The sequence below is a fragment of the Streptomyces sp. AM25 genome (assembly GCF_058146165.1).
Genome location: NZ_JBKIWN010000022.1, coordinates 13391 through 33404 on the forward strand (window position 1 = coordinate 13391; position 20014 = coordinate 33404).

24 protein-coding genes are annotated in these 20014 nt (G+C 72.0%); 21 read left to right on the top strand and 3 right to left on the bottom strand.

Going from position 1 to position 20014, the window contains the following annotated elements:
* Positions 1-97 precede the first annotated feature (97 nt).
* Genes hisD through hisF form a run of 8 tightly spaced genes read left to right on the top strand, consistent with a single transcriptional unit; the run spans position 98 to position 5847 of the window.
* Positions 98-1423 carry a histidinol dehydrogenase gene (gene hisD / locus ACLHRZ_RS27240; protein ID WP_490421178.1) on the top strand — a complete coding sequence of 442 codons (1326 nt, stop codon included), beginning with the start codon at positions 98-100 and terminating at the stop codon, positions 1421-1423.
* Positions 1420-2538 carry a histidinol-phosphate transaminase gene (locus ACLHRZ_RS27245; protein ID WP_490421179.1) on the top strand — a complete coding sequence of 373 codons (1119 nt, stop codon included), beginning with the start codon at positions 1420-1422 and terminating at the stop codon, positions 2536-2538. The genes hisD and ACLHRZ_RS27245 overlap by 4 nt, the downstream gene beginning before the upstream one ends.
* Positions 2532-3158 carry an imidazoleglycerol-phosphate dehydratase HisB gene (gene hisB, locus ACLHRZ_RS27250; protein WP_490421180.1) on the top strand — a complete coding sequence of 209 codons (627 nt, stop codon included), beginning with the start codon at positions 2532-2534 and terminating at the stop codon, positions 3156-3158. The genes ACLHRZ_RS27245 and hisB overlap by 7 nt, the downstream gene beginning before the upstream one ends.
* Positions 3155-3322: a hypothetical protein gene (locus tag ACLHRZ_RS27255; RefSeq protein ID WP_490421181.1), complete on the top strand. Its 168-nt coding sequence runs from the start codon at positions 3155-3157 to the stop codon at positions 3320-3322. The genes hisB and ACLHRZ_RS27255 overlap by 4 nt, the downstream gene beginning before the upstream one ends.
* Entirely contained in the window at positions 3319-3966 is a 648-nt protein-coding gene (gene hisH, locus ACLHRZ_RS27260) for an imidazole glycerol phosphate synthase subunit HisH (RefSeq protein WP_490421182.1), read from the top strand. The genes ACLHRZ_RS27255 and hisH overlap by 4 nt, the downstream gene beginning before the upstream one ends.
* Positions 3966-4691, top strand: a complete 726-nt coding sequence (priA, locus tag ACLHRZ_RS27265) for a bifunctional 1-(5-phosphoribosyl)-5-((5-phosphoribosylamino)methylideneamino)imidazole-4-carboxamide isomerase/phosphoribosylanthranilate isomerase PriA (protein ID WP_490421183.1) — start codon at positions 3966-3968, stop codon at positions 4689-4691. Before hisH ends, priA begins: the two co-directional genes overlap by 1 nt.
* Positions 4688-5095, top strand: a complete 408-nt coding sequence (locus ACLHRZ_RS27270; RefSeq protein ID WP_490421184.1) for a RidA family protein — start codon at positions 4688-4690, stop codon at positions 5093-5095. The genes priA and ACLHRZ_RS27270 overlap by 4 nt, the downstream gene beginning before the upstream one ends.
* Entirely contained in the window at positions 5092-5847 is a 756-nt protein-coding gene (hisF, locus tag ACLHRZ_RS27275) for an imidazole glycerol phosphate synthase subunit HisF (RefSeq protein ID WP_490421185.1), read from the top strand. The genes ACLHRZ_RS27270 and hisF overlap by 4 nt, the downstream gene beginning before the upstream one ends.
* 23 nt (positions 5848-5870) lie before the next feature.
* On the opposite strand, the gene ACLHRZ_RS27280 is transcribed toward hisF, so the two are convergent.
* Positions 5871-6503 (bottom strand): TIGR03085 family metal-binding protein, encoded by a 633-nt coding sequence (locus ACLHRZ_RS27280; protein ID WP_490421186.1) that lies wholly within the window; start codon positions 6501-6503, stop codon positions 5871-5873.
* Positions 6504-6540: 37 nt separating this feature from the next.
* Between ACLHRZ_RS27280 and hisI the strand changes: the two genes are divergently transcribed.
* The 10 genes from hisI (at position 6541) to ACLHRZ_RS27330 (ending at position 14354) form a co-directional block, all read left to right on the top strand.
* Complete coding sequence (gene hisI, locus ACLHRZ_RS27285) at positions 6541-6894, top strand: phosphoribosyl-AMP cyclohydrolase (RefSeq protein WP_490421187.1); 354 nt, start codon at positions 6541-6543, stop codon at positions 6892-6894.
* 135 nt (positions 6895-7029) lie between these two features.
* Positions 7030-8562, top strand: a complete 1533-nt coding sequence (locus tag ACLHRZ_RS27290) for an anthranilate synthase component I (RefSeq protein WP_490421188.1) — start codon at positions 7030-7032, stop codon at positions 8560-8562.
* Between the two features lie 64 nt (positions 8563-8626).
* The gene (locus tag ACLHRZ_RS27295) at positions 8627-9283 is read left to right on the top strand and encodes a TIGR02234 family membrane protein (RefSeq protein ID WP_490421189.1); all 657 of its coding nucleotides are present in this window, start codon (positions 8627-8629) and stop codon (positions 9281-9283) included.
* A gap of 111 nt (positions 9284-9394) precedes the next feature.
* A complete protein-coding gene (locus ACLHRZ_RS27300) occupies positions 9395-9610 on the top strand; it encodes an HGxxPAAW family protein (protein ID WP_490421190.1) in 216 nt (71 codons plus the stop codon).
* 123 nt (positions 9611-9733) lie between these two features.
* Positions 9734-10177, top strand: a complete 444-nt coding sequence (locus tag ACLHRZ_RS27305) for a DUF2752 domain-containing protein (RefSeq protein ID WP_490421191.1) — start codon at positions 9734-9736, stop codon at positions 10175-10177.
* Between the two features lie 134 nt (positions 10178-10311).
* Positions 10312-11121 (top strand): indole-3-glycerol phosphate synthase TrpC, encoded by an 810-nt coding sequence (gene trpC / locus ACLHRZ_RS27310; RefSeq protein ID WP_490421192.1) that lies wholly within the window; start codon positions 10312-10314, stop codon positions 11119-11121.
* A gap of 6 nt (positions 11122-11127) precedes the next feature.
* On the top strand, positions 11128-11280 hold the full coding sequence (trpM, locus tag ACLHRZ_RS27315) for a tryptophan biosynthesis modulator TrpM (protein WP_490421193.1): 153 nt from the start codon (positions 11128-11130) through the stop codon (positions 11278-11280).
* A gap of 163 nt (positions 11281-11443) precedes the next feature.
* Entirely contained in the window at positions 11444-12688 is a 1245-nt protein-coding gene (gene trpB, locus ACLHRZ_RS27320; protein WP_490421194.1) for a tryptophan synthase subunit beta, read from the top strand.
* Positions 12688-13503, top strand: coding sequence for a tryptophan synthase subunit alpha (gene trpA, locus ACLHRZ_RS27325; protein WP_490421195.1), 816 nt, complete (start codon positions 12688-12690; stop codon positions 13501-13503). The genes trpB and trpA overlap by 1 nt, the downstream gene beginning before the upstream one ends.
* 65 nt (positions 13504-13568) lie before the next feature.
* Positions 13569-14354, top strand: coding sequence for a DsbA family protein (locus ACLHRZ_RS27330; RefSeq protein ID WP_490421196.1), 786 nt, complete (start codon positions 13569-13571; stop codon positions 14352-14354).
* Positions 14355-14376: 22 nt separating this feature from the next.
* Here the strand turns inward: ACLHRZ_RS27330 and ACLHRZ_RS27335 are convergent, their stop codons facing one another.
* Positions 14377-15411 carry a serine hydrolase domain-containing protein gene (locus tag ACLHRZ_RS27335; protein WP_490421197.1) on the bottom strand — a complete coding sequence of 345 codons (1035 nt, stop codon included), beginning with the start codon at positions 15409-15411 and terminating at the stop codon, positions 14377-14379.
* Positions 15412-15696: 285 nt separating this feature from the next.
* Between ACLHRZ_RS27335 and ACLHRZ_RS27340 the strand changes: the two genes are divergently transcribed.
* Complete coding sequence (locus tag ACLHRZ_RS27340) at positions 15697-16845, top strand: hypothetical protein (RefSeq protein WP_490421198.1); 1149 nt, start codon at positions 15697-15699, stop codon at positions 16843-16845.
* Between the two features lie 48 nt (positions 16846-16893).
* On the opposite strand, the gene ACLHRZ_RS27345 is transcribed toward ACLHRZ_RS27340, so the two are convergent.
* Positions 16894-17985: a glycosyl hydrolase family 18 protein gene (locus ACLHRZ_RS27345; protein WP_490421199.1), complete on the bottom strand. Its 1092-nt coding sequence runs from the start codon at positions 17983-17985 to the stop codon at positions 16894-16896.
* A gap of 150 nt (positions 17986-18135) precedes the next feature.
* On the opposite strand from ACLHRZ_RS27345, the gene ACLHRZ_RS27350 reads away from it, so the two are divergent.
* Both ACLHRZ_RS27350 and ACLHRZ_RS27355 read left to right on the top strand, forming a co-directional pair.
* Positions 18136-18993 (top strand): hypothetical protein, encoded by an 858-nt coding sequence (locus tag ACLHRZ_RS27350; RefSeq protein ID WP_490421200.1) that lies wholly within the window; start codon positions 18136-18138, stop codon positions 18991-18993.
* Between the two features lie 181 nt (positions 18994-19174).
* Complete coding sequence (locus tag ACLHRZ_RS27355; RefSeq protein WP_490421201.1) at positions 19175-19972, top strand: methyltransferase domain-containing protein; 798 nt, start codon at positions 19175-19177, stop codon at positions 19970-19972.
* The last annotated feature ends 42 nt before the right edge of the window (positions 19973-20014 follow it).

Sequence of the window (20014 nt, forward strand, 5' to 3'; positions counted from 1 at the left end):
CATTCCCGCTGTGGCGGCGCGGACACCGTCCGTGCAGGCGTATCGGAGGGTGGTACGGAGAAACGTGCGACGGGACGGGTCTGAGACAATTGGCCGTGTGATTTCCCGAATCGATCTGCGTGGCGACGCCTTCCCGGCGAACGGCATCGACCGCGACCTGCTGCCCCGAGCCGAACTCGACGTTGCAGCCGCCCTGGAGAAGGTGCGGCCCATCTGCGAGGACGTGCATCATCGCGGCACCGCGGCCTTGATCGAATACGCGGAGAAGTTCGACGGCGTCACGATCGACCGCGTGCGGGTGCCCGCCGAGGCGATCACCCGTGCCCTGGAGGAGCTCGACCCGGCCGTCCGCGCGGCCCTCGAGGAGTCCATCCGGCGCGCCCGCATCGTCCACCGCGAGCAGCGCCGCACCGACCACACCACCCAGGTCGTGCCCGGCGGCACCGTCACCGAGCGCTGGGTGCCGGTGGAGCGCGTCGGGCTGTACGTGCCCGGCGGCCGGTCCGTCTACCCCTCGTCCGTCGTCATGAACGTCGTCCCGGCCCAGGAGGCCGGCGTCGGATCGATGGCCGTCTCCTCGCCCCCGCAGGCCGGCTTCGGCGGTCTGCCGCACCCCACGATCCTGGCCGCCTGCGCGCTGCTGGGCGTCGACGAGGTCTACGCGGCCGGCGGCGCCCAGGCCGTCGCCATGTTCGCCTACGGCACCGACGAGTGCCGCCCGGTCACCATGGTCACCGGCCCCGGCAACATCTGGGTCGCCGCCGCCAAGCGGCTGCTCAAGGGCCGCATCGGCATCGACGCCGAGGCCGGCCCCACCGAGATCGCAGTCCTCGCCGACGCCACCGCCGACCCGGTGCACGTCGCCGCGGACCTGATCAGCCAGGCCGAGCACGACCCGCTGGCCGCCTCCGTGCTCGTCACCGACTCCGAGGAGCTGGCGGCCGCGGTCGAGCAGGAGCTCAAGACCCAGGTCGCCGCGACCAAGCACGTCGAGGACCGGATCGTCCCGGCCCTCACCGGCCGCCAGTCCGGCATCGTCCTCGTCGACGGCATCGACCAGGGCCTCGCGGTCGTGGACGCCTACGCCGCCGAGCACCTGGAGATCCAGACCGCGGATGCCGCCGCCGTCGCCGCCCGGGTGCGCAATGCGGGCGCGATCTTCGTCGGCCCGTACGCGCCCGTCTCGCTCGGCGACTACGCCGCGGGCTCCAACCACGTGCTGCCCACCGGCGGCTGCGCCTGCCACTCCTCCGGGCTGTCCGTGCAGTCCTTCCTGCGCGGCATCCACGTCGTGGACTACACACGCGAGGCGCTCGCCGAGGTCGCCGGGCACGTGGTGACGCTGGCCGAGGCCGAGGACCTGCCCGCACACGGTGCCGCAGTGAAGGCACGGTTCGACTGGAAGGTGCCGGACAGCAAGTGAACGAGCAAGTAACCGGTATCGACGATCTCCCCATCCGGGACGAACTGCGCGGAAAGTCCCCGTACGGCGCCCCCCAGCTCGACGTGCCCGTACGTCTGAACACCAACGAGAACCCCTACCCGCTGCCCGAGCCGCTCGTCGCCCGCATCGCCGAGCGCGTCGCCGAGGCGGCCCGCCACCTCAACCGCTACCCCGACCGGGACGCGGTCGAGCTGCGCACCGAGCTCGCCAAGTACCTCACCCGCACCACGGGTTACGAGGTCACGCAGCAGCAGGTGTGGGCCGCCAACGGCTCCAACGAGGTCCTGCAGCAGCTGCTGCAGACCTTCGGCGGCCCCGGCCGCACGGCCCTCGGCTTCGAGCCCTCGTACTCGATGCACGCGCTCATCTCGCGCGGCACCGGCACCGGCTGGATCGCCGGCCCCCGCCACGAGGACTTCACCATCGACACCGACGCGGCCGTCGCCGCGATCGCCGAGCACCGGCCCGACGTGGTCTTCATCTGCTCGCCGAACAACCCGACGGGCATGGCGGTCACCGAGGAGACGGTGCTGCGGCTGTACGAGGCCGCGCAGGCGGCCAAGCCGTCGATCGTCGTCGTGGACGAGGCCTACGGCGAGTTCAGCCACCGCCCCTCGCTGGTCCCGCTGCTCGAAGGCCGCCCGCACCTGGTCGTCTCGCGCACCATGTCCAAGGCCTTCGGTGCGGCCGGGCTGCGCCTGGGCTACCTCGCGGCGCACCCCGCCGTGGTCGACGCCGTGCAGCTGGTCCGCCTGCCGTACCACCTCTCGTCGGTCACCCAGGCCACGGCCCTGGCCGCCCTGGAGTTCACCGACACGCTGCTCGGCTACGTCGAGCAGCTCAAGGCCGAGCGCGACCGCATCGTCACGGAGCTGCGCGCCATGGGCTGCGAAGTGACCGAATCCGACGCCAACTTCGTGCAGTTCGGCCGCTTCGCCGACAGCCACACCGCCTGGCAGGCCATCCTCGACCAGGGCGTGCTGGTGCGGGACAACGGCGTACCGGGATGGCTCCGCGTCACCGCGGGCACCCCGGCCGAGAACGACGCGTTCCTCGAAGCGGTGCGCACCATTCGCAAGGAGAACCAATGCTGAACCCTCTGGGGGCTGACCCCCAGACCCCCAGGCGTGTGGGCCGCGTTGAGCGCACCACCAAGGAGACGTCCGTGCTCGTCGAGATAGACCTCGACGGCACCGGCCAGGTCGACGTGTCCACCGGCGTCGGCTTCTACGACCACATGCTCGACCAGCTCGGCCGCCACGGTCTCTTCGACCTCACGGTCAAGACCGACGGCGACCTGCACATCGACACCCACCACACCATCGAGGACACCGCCCTCGCGCTCGGCGCCGCCTTCAAGCAGGCCCTCGGCGACAAGACCGGCATCTACCGCTTCGGCAACTGCACGGTCCCGCTGGACGAGTCGCTCGCCCAGGTCACCGTCGACCTCTCCGGCCGCCCCTACCTGGTGCACACCGAGCCCGAGAACATGGCGCCGATGATCGGCGCCTACGACACGACGATGACCCGGCACATCCTGGAGTCCTTCGTCGCGCAGGCCCAGATCGCCCTGCACGTCCACGTGCCCTACGGGCGCAACGCGCACCACATCGTCGAGTGCCAGTTCAAGGCCCTTGCCCGCGCGCTGCGTTACGCCTGCGAGCGCGACGGGCGCGCCGCCGGGATCATCCCGTCGACGAAGGGCGCCCTGTGAACTCCATCTCCACGCTGTTCATCCTGCTCGGCCTCTTCCTCCTCGGCGGCGTCTACTCCTTCTGGAAGCAGAAGATGTCCAAGAGCATCATCGTGCTGCTGGCCATCGGCTCGGCCATGTCGCTCGCCGCGGGCATCCTGCGCATCGAGGGGCTGTGGTCGTGAGCGCCTCCGCCAAGAAGAAGGTCGTCGTCTTCGACTACGGCTTCGGCAACGTCCGTTCGGCCGAGCGCGCCCTCGCCCACGTCGGCGCGGACGTCGAGATCACCGGTGACTACGACAAGGCCATGAACGCCGACGGGCTGCTCGTCCCCGGCGTCGGCGCCTTCGCCGCCTGCATGCAGGGGCTGCGCGCCGCCCGCGGCGACTGGATCGTCGAGCGCCGGCTGTCCGGCGGGCGGCCCGTCATGGGCATCTGCGTCGGCATGCAGATCCTCTTCGCGCGCGGCATCGAGCACGGCATCGGCACCGACGGCCTCGACGAGTGGCCCGGCACCGTCGAGCCGCTCAAGGCGCCCGTCGTCCCGCACATGGGCTGGAACACCGTCAACCCGCCCGAGGACACCCGGCTCTTCGCGGGCCTGGACCCCGACACCCGCTACTACTTCGTGCACTCCTACGCCGTGCGCGAGTGGAACTTCGAGGCCGGCAACGCCGCCATCCGCCCGCCGCTGGTCACCTGGGCCACGCACGGCGAGCCCTTCGTGGCCGCCGTCGAGAACGGGCCGCTGTGCGCCACGCAGTTCCACCCCGAGAAGTCCGGCGACGCCGGTGCCCGGCTGCTGACCAACTGGATCGAGACGCTCTGATGTCCAAGCTTGAACTCCTCCCCGCCGTCGACGTCCGCGACGGCCAGGCCGTCCGTCTCGTCCACGGCGAGTCCGGCACCGAGACCTCCTACGGCGACCCGCTGACCGCCGCACAGGCCTGGCAGCGCGCCGGCGCCGAGTGGCTGCACCTGGTCGACCTCGACGCCGCCTTCGGTACCGGGGACAACCGCGCGCAGGTCGCCGAGGTCGTCCGCGCCATGGACATCAAGGTCGAACTCTCCGGCGGCATCCGCGACGACGCCTCCCTCGCCGCGGCCCTCGCCACCGGCTGCACCCGCGTCAACCTCGGCACCGCCGCCCTGGAGAGCCCCGAGTGGGTCGCCAAGGTCATCGCCGAGCACGGCGACCGCATCGCCGTCGGCCTGGACGTCCGCGGCACCACCCTGCGCGGCCGCGGCTGGACCCGAGACGGCGGCGACCTCTACGAGACCCTGGCCCGCCTGGACTCCGAGGGCTGCGCCCGCTACGTCGTCACCGACATCGCCAAGGACGGCACTCTCCAGGGCCCCAACCTGGAGCTGCTGTCCAACGTCTGCCGGGTGACGGACCGTCCCGTCGTCGCCTCCGGCGGTGTCTCCTCCCTTGACGATCTGCGGGCTCTTGCCACCCTGGTACCGGAGGGTGTGGAAGGCGCCATCGTCGGCAAGGCCCTTTACGCCAAGGCGTTCACCTTGGAACAGGCACTGGAGGCTGTGTCCGTATGAGCCAATCCCCCGCACCGCGGCGTGTGCAGTCGGACAGCTCCTGGGAGGAGACGATCGGATTCGCACGGGCCGTGGAGGCGGGGGGCCTGGTCCTCGTCTCCGGCACGCTGCCGATCACGGGCGGCGTGATCCAGGGCGAGGGCGATCCCTACGAGCAGACGCTCGCGGCCTTCGGCAAGGCGCTGAACGCCCTGAAGGAGCTCGGACTCGGCATCGAGTCCGTCGTCCGCACCCGTATGTACCTGACCCACGTGCGCGACGTGGACGCGGTCGGCCGCGCCCACAAGGAGCTCTTCGACGACGTCCGGCCGGTCTCGACCATGGTCGTGGTCTCCGGCTTCGTCGACTCCCGCGCACTGGTCGAAGTAGAAGTAGAAGCCTTCCGAGGAGCAACGAGCACATGACCCTGGCGGTCCGAGTCATCCCCTGCCTGGACGTGGACAACGGCCGGGTCGTCAAGGGCGTCAACTTCCAGAACCTGCGCGACGCCGGCGACCCCGTCGAGATGGCCAGGATCTACGGCGCCGAGGGCGCCGACGAGCTGACCTTCCTCGACATCACGGCCTCCTCCGGCAACCGCGAGACCACCTACGACGTCGTGCGCCGCACGGCCGAGCAGGTGTTCATCCCGCTGACGGTCGGCGGCGGCGTGCGCACCCCCGAGGACGTCGACAAGCTGCTCCGCGCCGGGGCCGACAAGGTAGGCATCAACACCGCCGCCATCGAGCGCCCCGACGTGATCCGCGAGATCGCCGAGCGGTTCGGCAGCCAGGTGCTGGTGCTGTCCGTGGACGCCCGGCGCACCCCGTCCGGCAGCTTCGAGGTCACCACGCACGGCGGCCGCCGCGGCACCGGCATCGACGCCGTGGAGTGGGCGCACCGCGCCGCGGAGCTGGGCGCCGGGGAGATCCTGCTGAACTCCATGGACGCGGACGGCACCAAGGACGGCTACGACACCGAGATGATCCGCGCGGTGCGGCGGCATGTCTCGGTCCCGGTGATCGCCTCCGGCGGAGCCGGCCGCCTCGAGCATTTTGCTCCGGCGGTGGAGGCCGGGGCCGACGCGGTGCTGGCGGCGTCGGTGTTCCACTTCGGCGATCTGCGGATCGGCGAGGTGAAGGGTTCGCTGCGGGAGGCGGGGCATCCGGTGCGGTGACGGGGCGCGGTGACGCGGGCGTCTCAGATGCCCAGCTTTGCCGACCGCAGCTTCGCGACGGCCATCTCGTCGCCCTCCAGCTCGACCTCGGCGGCCTTCTGCCGTCCGAAGGCGAACAGGATCAGCTCGGTCGGCTCGCCGGTGACCGTCACCACCGGCGCCCCCTTCCGGGCCACCGCCACGCGGCCGTCGGGGCGCCGCAGCACCAGGCCGACCGGCGCGCGGCGGCCCAGCACCCGGGCCATCGCCTCCAGGCGGGTCCACAGGGCGTCCGCGAAGACCGGGTCCACCGAGCGCGGCGTCCAGTCGGGCTGGGCCCGGCGCACGTCCTCGGTGTGCACGTAGAACTCCACCGTGTTCGCCGCCTCGTCGATCTGCTTGAGGGAGAACGGCGAGATCTTCGGCGGCCCGCCCCTGACGAGCTGCACCAGCTCCTCGTACGGCTTCGCCGCGAATTCGGCCTGCACCCGCTCCAGCCGGGCCGCCAGCAGCTTGAGCAGCACGCCGGCCGCCGCGTCGGCGCGGCGCTCGCGCACCACCACGTGTGCGGCGAGATCACGGGCGTTCCAGCCCTCGCAGAGCGTCGGGGCGTCGGGGCCCGCGGTCTCCAACAGGTCGGCGAGGAGCAGGCGTTCGCGCTGCGCATGGGTCGACATGCCGCCAGCCTACGGCCGCCGCGGCAGAATGGGGGGTATGACAGGCAATTCCTCCGCCCTCGACCCGGCCGTCGCGGCCCGCCTCAAGCGCAGCGCCGACGGCCTGGTCCCCGCCGTCGCCCAGCAGTACGACACCGGTGAGGTGCTCATGCTCGGCTGGATGGACGACGAGGCCCTCCACCGCACCCTCACCACGGGCCGCTGCACCTACTGGAGCCGCAGCCGCCAGGAGTACTGGGTCAAGGGCGACACATCCGGCCACGTCCAGCACGTGAAGTCGGTGGCCCTGGACTGCGACGGGGACACGTTGCTGGTGAAGGTGGACCAGGAGGGGCCCGCGTGCCACACGGGCACGAGGACGTGCTTCGACGCAGACGTTTTGCTGGGATAACGCGCCCCGCAAGCCGGGCGCCCCGAAGGGGCGCGGGGCTGTGTTCGATATGCGGCTCCGCCGCGTGGGCGCGACCAGCCCGAACGAACCCGCAGTCGAACCCCGAGCCAAACGGAGCCACTAGGCTCCCGAGGCATGGCTGCCACGCAAAACGGCATCAGCCCGGATGCCGACACCTTCCGGATGCTCGCGAAGGACCGCCGCGTCATCCCGGTCACCCGCCGCTTCCTCGCCGACGGGGACACCCCCGTCGGCCTCTACCGCAAGCTCGCCGCCGAACGCCCCGGCACGTTCCTGCTGGAGTCCGCCGAGAACGGCCGCACCTGGGCCCGGTACTCGTTCATCGGCGTCCGCAGCTCCGCCACCCTCACCGTCCGCGACGGGCGGACCCACTGGCTCGGCACCCCGCCCGTCGGCGTCCCCGTCGACGGGGACCCGCTGCACGCGCTGCGGGCCACCGTCGAGGCCCTGCACACCCCGCGCGACCTGATAGAGGATGCGGGGCTGCCGCCGTTCACCGGCGGCATGGTGGGCTACCTCGGCTACGACATCGTCCGCCGCCTGGAGAAGATCGGCGAGCACGGCCGGGACGAGCTGGGCCTGCCCGAGCTGACCATGCTGCTCACCTCGGACCTCGCGGTCCTGGACCACTGGAGCGGCAGCGTCCTGCTGATCGCCAACGCGATCAACCACAACGACCTGTCGACGGGCATCGACGAGGCCTACGCCGACGCCGTCGCCCGGCTCGACGCCATGGCCGCCGACCTGCGCCGGCCCGAGCCCACGCAGCCCGTCTCGCTGCCCGCCTCCGAGCTGCCCGAGTACACCGCGGGCTGGGGCGGCCCCGACTACATGGCGGCCGTCGACGACATCAAGGAGCGCATCCGCGCGGGCGAGGCCTTCCAGGTCGTGCCCTCGCAGCGGTTCGAGACCCCGTGCACGGCCTCGGCCCTGGACGTCTACCGGGTGCTGCGGGCGACCAACCCGAGCCCGTACATGTATTTGTTCCGATTCCCCCACGGGGAAGGAGGGGCGTTCGACGTGGTCGGGTCCAGCCCCGAGGCGCTGGTCAAGGTCGAGGACGGGCACGCGATGGTGCACCCCATCGCGGGGACGCGCCCGCGCGGCGCCACGCCGCAGGCCGACGCCGCGCTCGCCGAGGAGCTGATGGCCGACCCCAAGGAGCGCGCCGAGCACCTGATGCTCGTCGACCTCGGGCGCAACGACCTCGGCCGGGTCTGCGAACCCGGCAGCGTCGAGGTCGTCGACTTCATGTCGGTCGAGCGCTACAGCCACGTGATGCACATCGTCTCCACCGTCACCGGCCGCCTGGCCCCCGGCCGTACCGCCTTCGACGTGCTGACGGCCTGCTTCCCCGCAGGGACCCTCTCCGGTGCCCCCAAGCCGCGGGCCATGCAGATCATCGAGGAGCTGGAGCCCACCCACCGCGGGCTGTACGGCGGCTGCGTCGGCTACCTGGACTTCGCCGGGGACTCCGACACCGCCATCGCCATCCGCACCGCCCTGCTGCGCGACGGCACCGCCTACGTCCAGGCCGGCGCCGGCGTCGTCGCCGACTCCGACCCGGCGGCCGAGGACGCCGAGTGCCGCAACAAGGCTGCCGCGGTGCTGCGGGCCGTGCACACCGCCAACCGGCTTGCACCGTGAGCCCCGTGAGCGTGCCGGGCACCCCGGTCGCGCGGGCCGGAAATCGCCGGGGGATAGTGGAACCGTGAGCACAGCAGTACCCCACCCCCGCCCCCGGGCCGAGTCCGCAGCCCCCCGTGCCCCGCGCGGCGGCAGGCGCAGTGTCGCCGCCGCCCTGCTGTCCGGAGCCGCCGGCGCGGCACTCGTGCTGCTCGCGGGCGGCCGCACCTGGGCCGAGGGCGCGGCGGCCGTCGCCCGCGGCACCCTGTCCCAGCAGGCCACCGGCCAGGACATCAGCGGCCTGCCCACGGCGCTGGCCGTCGTCGGGCTGGCCGCACTGGTGGCCGTCTTCGCCGTGCGCGGGGCCGGCCGGCTGGCCGTCGCCGCGCTGCTCGCGCTGAGCGGCGCGGGCGTCGTCGCGGGCGCGCTGACGGGCGCCTCGGACACCTCGGCGCTGGACCAGAAGGCGGCCAGGGTCAACGGCCTGACCCACGCCTCCGTCCAGGGCGTCACCCACACCGCCTGGCCGTGGGTCGCCCTCGCGGGCGGTGTCCTGCTGCTGCTGGCCGGGCTGGTCGCCCTGCGGTACGGGCGCGACTGGCCGGCCATGTCCGGCCGCTACGAGCGCGACGGCGCCGCCCGCCCGCGGCGCACCGCCGCGGCCCCCGACCCCGACCGGCCCGAGGATCTGTGGAAGGCCCTCGACCGCGGCGAGGACCCCACCGGCGGAGCCGGCCGGTGACGCGGCCGGGACACGCCCACCCCGGAGCGGACCGGCACGGCGCGTACGGAACAATGTCCCGGAGTGATCTCTGCGCCCGCAGGCGCGATACAGCAACGAGGAGTCAGTCTCATGTCGGGTAGCAGCCACGGACACACCCCGGCCGCGTGGACCGGTGTCATCATCGCCTTCATCGGCTTCTGCGTCTCCGGCGCGTTCGTCGTGATGGCCAAGCCGGTGGGCTTCTGGGCCGGAATCGCCGTCGTCCTGCTCGGCGGTGTCGTCGGCGTGATCATGCGCGCCATGGGCATGGGGCAGCCGAAGGCCCAGGCACAGACCCAGGGCTGATCCCCGGCCCTTCCTCCCCCGCACATCCCGCAAAGGCGCGGCCCAGGACCGTACGGACGGCGACACCGCCCGTACGCCCGTTCCGAGCTGCGCCTTCGTGCTGTGCGGGGGAGACTCGGCAGGGTGCGGGAACCCGAATCCGCGCCGCGCCGCCTCGCCGCCCCGCGCCGCCTCGCCGCCCCGCTCGGCGTCGCCGCGGGGCTCGCGGCGGCCGTGGCGTACGTGGGGGCCGTGGACCCCAACCGGCCCGGCCGCTACCCGGTCTGCCCGCTGCTGCACTGGACGGGCCTGTACTGCCCGGGCTGCGGCGGCCTGCGCGGCCTGCACGCCCTCGCGCACGGCGACCTCGCCGGCGCACTCGGCGCCAATGCGCTCGCCGTGGCCGCGTACGCCGCCTTCGCCGGCTTCTGGGCCGTGTGGTGCGTCCGGGCGCTGCGCGACGGCGGGGGCATGCGGGTGGCGCTGCGCCCGTGGGCCTGGTGGGCGCTGGGAGGGCTCGTCCTGGCGTTCACGGTCATCCGGAACCTGCCCTTCGGGGCGGCGCTGGCGCCGGGAAGTCACTGGTGAACGCGCAGCCGACCGGCCCGTCGTCAACCGGATGCGAATCCTTCGCCCTCCGGCAAGTACCATCGCAGTGCCTGGTGAGGTGAGCTTGTGCCGCACCAGCCCAGACCAGCCGAGTCCGGAAGGGGGCCGCTCGCGTGAGTGTGCTCGACGAGATCATCGACGGAGTCCGTGCCGACCTCGCGGAGCGGCAGGCGCGCGTCAGCCTCGACGAGCTCAAGGAGCGCGCGGCCAGGGCGCCGCAGGTCAAGGACGGCGCCGCCGCGCTGCGCGGTGAGAACGTCAGCGTGATCTGCGAGGTCAAGCGCTCCAGCCCGTCCAAGGGCGCGCTGGCCGCGATCGCCGACCCCGCGGGCCTGGCGGCGGACTACGAGGCGGGCGGCGCCGCCGTCATCAGCGTGCTGACCGAGCAGCGCCGCTTCGGCGGTTCGCTGGCCGACCTGGAGGCCGTCCGTGCCCGGGTCGACATCCCGGTCCTGCGCAAGGACTTCATCGTCACCGCCTACCAGCTGTGGGAGGCCCGTGCCTACGGGGCCGACCTGGCCCTGCTGATCGTCGCCGCGCTGGAGCAGGAGGCCCTGGTCTCCCTGATCGAGCGGGCCGAGTCGATCGGCCTCACCCCGCTCGTCGAGGTGCACGACGAGGAGGAGGCCCGGCGCGCGGTCGACGCCGGCGCCCGGGTCATCGGCGTCAACGCGCGCAACCTGAAGACCCTCGAGGTGGACCGGGACAACTTCGCCCGGGTCGCCCCCGAGATCCCGGACGGCATCGTCAAGATCGCCGAGTCCGGCGTGCGCGGCCCGCACGACCTGATCGCCTACGCGAACGAGGGCGCCGACGCGGTGCTCGTCGGCGAGTCCCTGGTGACGGGGCGCGACCCGAAGGGCGCGGTCGCCGACCTCGTCGCGGCCGGCGCCCACCCGGCCCTGCGGCACGGCAGGAGCTGACCGGCGATGCGGGCGTACGCGCGACTGGCCCGGGGGTGCCGCCCCCGGGGCTGCCGTGCGCCCGCGCGGCGCGTGCTGGGACGCCGCGTGCGGTACCACATCGGCTGTGAGCCGGGACAGATCAACGGGCGCCGATGGCGTCGTCCGGCTGCGCAGTAAGCGAGCTTGGCGAAGTGCAGTGCGTGATCGCGCCCCAAAGGGGCGCGGGGAACTGCGCGAACAGCCACGACGAGCCCGCAGTCGAGGCACTGCACTTCCCGCGGAGCGCTCAGCAGCAGCCGACCGTTGCCCGTGTACCCAGCATCCATTCCAGGAGACAGCCATGTCCTCCGAGTTCTTCGTTCCCGACCCCGAGGGGCAAGTCCCCAGTCCTGAAGGCTACTTCGGGGCGTTCGGCGGCAAGTTCATCCCCGAGGCCCTCGTCGCCGCCGTCGACGAGGTGGCCGCGGAGTACGAGAAGGCGAAGGCCGACCCGGCCTTCGCCGCCGAGCTCGACGACCTGATGGTCAACTACACCGGGCGCCCCAGCGCCCTCACCGAGGTGCCGCGCTTCGCCGAACACGCGGGCGGCGCCCGGGTGTTCCTCAAGCGCGAGGACCTCAACCACACCGGCTCCCACAAGATCAACAACGTCCTCGGCCAGGCCCTGCTCACCAAGCGGATGGGCAAGACCCGCGTCATCGCCGAAACGGGCGCCGGCCAGCACGGCGTCGCCACCGCCACCGCCTGCGCGCTCTTCGGCCTGGAGTGCACCATCTACATGGGCGAGGTCGACACGCAGCGCCAGGCGCTGAACGTCGCCCGCATGCGGATGCTCGGCGCCGAGGTCATCGCGGTGAAGTCCGGCAGCCGCACGCTGAAGGACGCCATCAACGAGGCCTTCCGGGACTGGGTCGCCAACGTCGACCGCACGCACTACCTGTTCGGCACGGTCGCCGGACCGCACCCCTTCCCGGCCCTGGTGCGCGACTTCCACCGCGTCATCGGCATCGAGGCCCGCCGCCAGATCCTGGAGCGCGCCGGCCGGCTGCCGGACGCCGCCGTCGCCTGCGTCGGCGGCGGCTCCAACGCCATCGGCCTCTTCCACGCGTTCCTGCCCGACGCCGGCGTCCGCCTCATCGGCTGCGAGCCGGGCGGCCACGGCGTGCCGACCGGCGAGCACGCGGCGACCCTCACCGCGGGAACGCCCGGCATCCTGCACGGCTCGCGCTCGTACGTCCTGCAGGACGAGGACGGCCAGATCACCGAGCCGTACTCGATCTCGGCGGGCCTGGACTACCCCGGCATCGGCCCGGAGCACTCGTACCTGAAGGACACCGGCCGCGCCGAGTACCGCGCCGTCACCGACGACGAGGCCATGCAGGCGCTGCGCCTGCTGTCCCGCACCGAGGGCATCATCCCGGCCATCGAGAGCGCGCACGCCCTCGCGGGCGCGCTGGAGGTCGGCCGCGAACTGGGCCCGCAGGGCCTGCTCCTGGTGAACCTCTCCGGGCGCGGCGACAAGGACATGGACACGGCGGCCCGCTACTTCGGGCTGTACGACGACGAGACCGAGGGGGCGAAGTGATGGCAGGGAACCTGGAGTTGCTGAGCGACGTCATCGCCCGCGCGAAGGCGGAGAACCGTGCCGCCCTCGTCGGTTACCTGCCCGCCGGCTTCCCGACCGTCGACGACGGCGTGCGCGCCGTCGTCGCGATGATCGAGGGCGGCTGCGACGTCGTCGAGATCGGGCTGCCGCACAGCGACCCGGTCCTGGACGGCCCGGTCATCCAGACCGCGGACGACATCGCCCTGCGGGGCGGGGTACGGATCGCGGACGTCATCGACACCGTCCGCCGGGCGCACGAGGCCACGGGTGCGCCGGTGTTGTGCATGACGTACTGGAACCCGGTCGACCGCTACGGCACCGAGCGGTTCGCCGCGGACCTCGCCGCCGCCGGGGGAGCGGGCTGCATCCTGCCCGACCTCCCGGTCGAGGAGTCCGAGGTGTGGCGCAAGGCCGCCGAACAGCACGGCCTGGCCACGGTGTTCGTGGTCGCGCCGAGCAGCCGCGACGAACGCCTCGCCAAGATCACCGCGGCGGGCAGCGGCTTCGTCTACGCCGCCTCGCTCATGGGCGTCACCGGCACCCGGGAGTCCGTCGGCCGCGAGGCCGAGGACCTGGTGCACCGCACCCGCGCCGTCACCGACCTGCCGGTCTGCGTCGGCCTGGGCGTCTCCAACGCCCAGCAGGCGGCGGAGGTGGCCCGGTTCGCGGACGGCGTGATCGTCGGCTCGGCCTTCGTCAAGCGCCTGCTGGACGCCCCGGACCCGGAGTCCGGCCTGACCGCGGTGCGCACTCTCGCGGGTGAACTGGCGGAGGGCGTGCGCAAGCGCGCGTAACTCGTTCGAAGGAACCGGCAGCCGGGGGAGTCCTGATGGACTCCCCCGGTTCGTTGTAACCGGACGTGAGCCAGAAGAACAGCGACGGAAAACGCAGCGCCCGCGAGCGCCTGCAGGAACAGCGCCGGATGGAAGAGTCCCGCGCCAAGCGCAAGCGGACCCTGATCGCCGCTGTCGTGGTGGTGGCGGTCCTCGGCGCGGGCGCCGGCATCGCGGCCCTGGTGGCCAACTCCGGGAAGAAGAAGCAGGGCACCGGCGCCTCCGGCCCGCTCGTCGCCCCCCAGAGCGCCATGGGCAAGGACAACCTGGCCATCCCGGTGGGCGAGCCCGAGGCCAAGGCCACGCTCACCGTCTACGAGGACTTCCGCTGCCCCGCGTGCGGCCAGTTCGAGAACGGCTACCGCGAGACGGTCAACGACCTGGAGAAGAAGGGCCAGCTGAAGGCCGAGTACCACATCGTCACCCTCATCGACAAAAACCTGGGCGGCACGGGTTCGCTGAACGCCGCGAACGCGGCGGCCTGCGCCCAGGACGCGGGCATGTTCAAGGCGTACCACGACACGCTGTACATGAACCAGCCGCAGGAGACGGACGACCAGTTCGCGAAGAAGTCGCGCCTGCTCGAACTGGCCGGCAAGGTCAAGGGGTTGGACACGGCGGAGTTCAAGAGCTGTGTGGACGGCGGTACGCACAACAGTTGGGTGAAGAAGTCCCAGCAGACCTTCAGCGCGTCGTCGTACAAGGCGACGCCGACGGTCCTGCTCAACGGCAAGAGCATTTACGCGGACCCGGCGAATCCGCTGACGCCGGCGAAGCTGCGGGAGATGGTGGCGGGGGCGCAGAAGGGGTGATGTCCCTGCGCCCCCGCCTGGTTCAGGCGGCAGAAACGGTCTTGAGCGCCAGCGCCCGCAGCGGCGAGATCCGTGTGCGGGCTGCGCCGGAGTAGACGGCGTTGGTGCAGATGACGACGTAGCGGCCCGCCTCCGGGTGGAGGCAGAGGCTGGTGCCGGTGAAGCCGTGGTGGTAGGCGACTTGGCCGTGGCCGGTGAGGGCCCAGGACAGGCCGCGTTCCAGGCCCGGTTCGATCTCCGCCTGCGGGACCAGGCTCGCGTGCAGCCACTCGCCGAGCGCGGAGGAGCGGTGGCCGTGCGAGGTCAGCAGCCGTTCCGCGTACGTCGCGAGGTCGGCGGGGGTGGAGAAGACGCCCGCGTGGCCCGCGATGCCGCCCAGCAGGGCGGCGTTGTCGTCGTGGGCGGCGCCCCAGGTGCGGGGCGCGCCGGGCAGGCGCTGTTCGGTCGGGGCGACGTGCGCGCCGCGCGAGACCGGGCCGTAGACCGTGGACGTCATGCCGAGCCCGTGCCACATCTCGGCCGCGAGCTCGTCGAGACGTCTCGCGTGGATGTGGGCGAGGGCCAGGCCCAGGAGGATGTACCCGCGGTTGATGTAGCGGTGGGTGCCGGGGGCGTCTTCGAGCGGCTCGCGGCAAAGGAGTTCGTGGAGCGGCGCGTTGGCGCCCCGGTAGTGGTCCAGGCGTGTCGAGGCGCGCAGGCCCGACGTGTGCGCGAGCAGCTGCCGGATCGTCGACTCGCCGCCGGGCGCCTCGCCGCTCATCGCGGGGAGGGCGTCGCGGACGGGTGCGTCGAGATCGAGCAGCCCGGCGTCGACGGCCCGCCCGGCGAGGAGCCAGGTGGCGACGACCTTGGTGAGGGAGGCGAGGTCGTAGACCGTGTCCTCGCCCGGGGCGGCGTCCCCGCATTCGGGGGCGACCACGCCCGCGTCGACGATGTGACGGTTCCCGTCGGCAGTGCCGGCGACGATGACACCGCCGGGGGTGGCCCCGGCGGCGACCACGTCGGCCAGGGCCTCGCGGAGGCGGGTGACGTCATCGGGGGTGAACGGCGCGGGCATGGGGGCCTCCGGGGGCGGTGGGCGGTGTGGTGATGTCTGCCCTCAGGGTGGCGATTCCGGCGGCCGGAGGTCCGGAGCCGCGCCGGGGGCGGTGCGTGGGGCTGCGTCGTCGCCTGGGGGCGCCCGCCCTCGTTCCCGCCGTTTCGCATCGACTTGCTGACGACGGATGCCGGGGATGCCGGTTGACGTTACTTGTGACGATTCACCTACGATGCGCGGTTGGCCCCCTACAGTTGCCGCTCATCCGGCAAGTCCTTTGATCCGAACAATGCGAGAAATTCTGTGGTGACACCCGAACCACCCCTGCCCGACGACATCTGGGAGCGCTTCGCCCAGGACGACGAGCGCTCGATCCGCGAATCCGCCCCCAAGGAACCGTCCGCGCGGGCCCGCATGGTCACCGAGCGGCTGCGGCAGGAGGACGCGAGGCGGGGCAGGTCCAAGACGCGGCGCAAGGGGATACCCGCGCACCGGCCCGACGGCTGGCGTACCGGTCCCGCAGGGCAGGAGATGAACGGGCGGGCCGCGCGGAAGCGTCGGGTCCTCGGCGGCATGGGCGTCGTGGCCGCTGTCGCGGTCACGGTGTTCGTCATCAACCCCGGCATGGTCCTGCCGTGGCTCCCCGGCGGCTCGCACAAGAAAGCGGCCGCACCTCTGCCCGCCGAGACCGCGCGGCCCACCGGGGCGCCCGGCGCGGTCTCCGGGGCCCCGACTCTCGGCCGGCCCTTCGCCGGGTCTCCGGCCGAGCAGTACGCCGACGGGGCAGCCGGCATCGTCGTGCCCGAAGCCACGTCCGTGGGCGCGATGTCCAAGGAGCAGGTGGCCTCCGCCCTCACCGCGACCAAGGACTTCCTCGTCGCCGCGAATCTCGACCCCGCGGTCGTCGTCCACGGCGGACGTCCGGAAACGGCGATCGCTCTCGTCGATCCGCAACAGAGCGATGTGCTCACCAGGATGAACACCGCTCTGAGCAAGCCCGACCAGAACCACGACCCGCTCCAGTTCTTCAGCCGCTTCGACCCGAACGAAGTGAAAATGGTGGGGGAGACCGTCAAGACCCGGGGCCGGATGACGTTCGAGGAAGGCCGGGACGGGGCGGTGGCCGTGCATGCCGACTACACCTTCGTCTATCCGCTGACGAAGAAGGCGGACGATTCCCGGGAAGTGGAACGCACCATCGTGCGGCGGGTCGTGGACACCGAGGTTCCCGACCCCGGCCGTTTTCAGGTGACGCCGGTCAAACTGACCGTCACCTCCTTCCAGGTGAACTCCGCCAACTCCAAGTGCGGTGTCTACGACGGGTTCCTGCATCCAGGATTCGGTGCAGAGGGCCGCCAAGAGCCCGATCCGACCGGTTCGCCTGTCGACCCCTACGACCGGAGTCGCGAAATGGAAAACGGCGGCGGCCGATGCGGGACCGTCACACGGACGTGACCCGGTCGGGTCGGGCGGCCTCGAAGTCCTCCGGCGGACCGGCGAAGATCACGACGGTACACGCGATGCCGAGAACCACGGATTCCCGCCCAGCGCCCACACCGACACATGCCGCACTCCCAACCGCCCCAGCAACTCCAGCCGCGCGTCCATCGCCGCCCCGTCCATGGCGTCGTACAGCACCCCGCCCTCGGCCCAGCGGATCTCGCCCGAACCCGGGTCGCGGCGCCGCCGTACCACCCCCGCGTCGTCCGACCAGCCCGGCCGCTTGTGCAGTTCGGACACCGGGACGCTGTCCTGGATCTTCTTCGCGTCGCACGGGTCCGGTGCGCTGAAGCCGTACGAGGGCAGGCCGATGACGAGCCTGTCCTCGTCCGGTACCTGCGACTGTGCGTACGCGACCGCCTCCCGCACCCACCCCTCCGGTGCGATCGCCCAGCAGCGTTCGCCCGCCGGGGTGGCGAAGACGCGGCCGTAGGTCATGACGGTCAGCTGGTCCACGCCCGCGCTCATCACCTTCGCGAAGCGGAACGGCGAGTCGCCGTCGTGGAGTTCGGCCGGGGCGTCCACCTGGAGTTCGAGGCCCGCGGCGTGCAGGCTGCGGGCCAGTTCGGACAGGAACGTCTCGTAGGCGGTCTCGTCCTCCTCCGACCAGTTCCAGAAGTCCTCGAAGTCCACGTCCACGCCCGTGAAGCCGATGCGGCGGGCGAGGTCCGTCATTTTCCCGATCGCCGCCGCTCGGCGATCCGCATTCCCCGTCAACGCCGCCACCGTGTCGCGGTCCATCGCCGAGACCGTCGTGTACTGCTGCGCCGAATGCGCCTTCACGTCCGCCGCGTTCGCCTCGCTGAAGCCGTTGCAGGGGGCATCCTCATCGGTGGTGTGGAGGGTCAGGGTGCCCTCCGGATTCACCTTCCAGTATTCGGGTTTGAGGACTCCCTCGCGCAGACGCCCGTCCCGGTACTCGCTCGGGGCCCCGCATGTCGCTTCCCCCGTCGAGCCGGGGTAGATCCATGCCTGGAGCGCGGGTCCCGGGGTGCCGCTCTCCCGAGAAGGGTGCGTCGCGCAGGACGCGAGGCTCGCGGCGAGGGCCATCGCCGCGGTCATACGCAGGGCTGGATGCCGAAGGGCTATGTGCATGTGTCTAGAGTTACCGCGCCCACCCGGCAAGTTCCCCCGGACAGAAAGAAACATGCGGTGACCGACGAATCATCCGAGCACGACAGACCACCCCGCAGCCGCCGGATTCTCCGTAATGTCGGGACCGCGGCCGGTCTTGCCGTTGCGGCGGTGATCGCCTTCAATCCCGGCGACGTTCTCTCCCGGCTCCCCGGCAGTGAGGAGAAGACGGAGAAGGCCAAGAAGGCCGCCGAGCACCACGGCCTGGCTCCGGCCACCTTCGCCCACCCCTTCGCCGGGTCGCCGGCCGAGCAGTACGCCGACGGTTCGGCCGGGATCGTCGTCCCTCAGGCCACGCCCGTCGGAACGCTGACGAAGGAACAGGTCGCCGCCGCCCTGGAGACGACCAGGAAGTTCCTCGTCGCCGCCAACCTCGACCCTGCGGTCATACACGGTGAACAGCCCCAGGCGGCCATCGACTTGGTCGAACCACGGCAGAAGGACATGAAGACGGAGATATCGGCCTCGCTCGGCTCGCCCGGCCAGGAGCGCGACCCCCTCCGGTTCTTCAGCCGCTTCGATCCGCACGAGGTGCGCCTGGCGGGCGGCACCGTCAAGACGCACGGGCGGATGACGTTCGAGGCGGGGCCCAAGAAGGGGTCCGTGCTCGTCCACTGCGACTACACCTTCGTGTACCCGCTCATGAAGGCCACGAAGGATGCGAAGGCCGCCAAGGCCACAAAGCCGTCCGCCGAAGTGACGCGCACCGTCGTGCGGCGCGTCCTCGACGCCGAGGTCTTCGACTCCGATCACTTCCCCGTGACCCCGGGCACGCTCAACCTGCGCTCCACCAAGTTCGGCGTCGGCAACTCCCGCTGCGGCGTCCACGACGGCTTCCTGCACCCCGAGTTCCGCTCCGGGCACCACCGGAAGGCGGCGGACCGGCCCACCGGGCCGGCCGTCGATCCCTACGACGAGACCCGCCAGTTGCCCGATCGCCGGCAGTGCACCCGGACCACGCGCACCTGAGCGCTCCGCCCGCGCAGTCCGCCGCGCCCTCCGGGGCGCGGCAGGAACACTTGTCCGGCGTCCACCGAAACGCCCCGCACGGCCGCCAGTTCGTATCGTTCCTGCACCGCCTCACCAACCCGGGTGATGATGCGGCCCAGCCCCTGCCCTGCGGATACCTCAGACCATACGATCACCCGCCATGGCGCAACACCCCCTGCCGCGTCCCTGGTCGGACGTCGATGCCAGCAACAACCCCGCCCATCTCGTGGACACCCTGCGACGGCGCGCGGGTTCCTCGTTCCACACCGGCTACAAACGGCGCCTGCGGGCGCTGCTCCGTGCCCGGCCCGGCCGGCGGTTCCTCGACGTCGGTGCCGGGACCGGCGAGACCGTGCTCGCGCTGGCCGCCGAGAGCGGGGCGCGGGCCGTCGCCGCCGACCTGTCGCTGACCATGGCCGGTGCGATGCGGGCGGACGGGGTCCGCGGGCCCGTCGTGGCCGACGCCCACCATCTCCCCTTCCGGGAGGGGAGTTTCGACGGCGCCTGGGCCGATCTCGTGCTGCAGCACGTGGCCGACCCGGCCCGGGTCGTCGACGAGATGCTGCGGGTCGTGCGGCCCGGCGGGCGGATCGTGCTGGCCGCCATCGACTACGGGACCCAGGTGCTGGACATCGGGACGCCGGACCTCGCCCGCCGGATCCTGCGGCTGCGCGTCGACCCGGGCGTGCGCGGCGGGGCGCTCGCGCACCAGCACCCCGGCATGCTCGCCGAGCGCGGTCTGGGCGAGGTCGCCGTGGAAGCCCTCGCCCTCGTCGTCCGCGACCCCCGGACCGTCGACCACGTCCTCGGCATCCGGGACTGGGCGCGCACGGCTGCCGATCAGGGGCACATCACGTCCGCCGAGGCCGCCGACTTCACCGCGCATTTCGATCATGCGGCCGCCACCGGGCGGTTCACCTATGCCGTGACGTTCTTTCTCACCTCCGCCACGGCGTGACTACCGTGAGTGCAGAGGGTGACGGGCGCTCTGGGACTCGGA